Source organism: Salifodinibacter halophilus (assembly GCA_012999515.1).
Taxonomy (GTDB): Bacteria; Pseudomonadota; Gammaproteobacteria; order Nevskiales; family Salinisphaeraceae; genus Salifodinibacter; species Salifodinibacter halophilus.
The window spans coordinates 1-286 of sequence record JABEEB010000165.1 but is presented as its reverse complement, the minus strand read 5'-3'; the positions used below and the strand labels follow the sequence as shown (position 1 = coordinate 286).

Annotated in this window: 1 protein-coding gene; it reads right to left on the bottom strand. The window is 66.8% G+C overall.

Annotated features, from left to right (window positions below; translation table 11 throughout):
* On the bottom strand, positions 1 to 286 hold a 286-nt coding region (locus HKX41_11165; protein ID NNC24690.1), incomplete at both ends, for a hypothetical protein.

Below are 286 nucleotides of genomic sequence, written 5' to 3'. Positions count from 1 at the left end.
GATCGCGTCGGCCTGGGCCTGCGGATTGGGCACGGTGTAGCCGTTGGTTTTGCCGCCGTGGTTGAGCGCGCTTGCGCGGACCAGACCGTAGATATGGTTGCCGTCGCGCTGCGCATCGGACAAGCGCTTGAGCACGACCACGCCGACGCCTTCGCCCGGAATATAGCCATCGCCGCCTTCGCCGAAGCTCTGGCAATGGCCGTCGCTGGACAGGAACTGCGCGGCGCTGAGCTGCAGGTACTTGTTGCGATGCGCGATCACGTTGACGCCGCCATCGCCGGCGGCG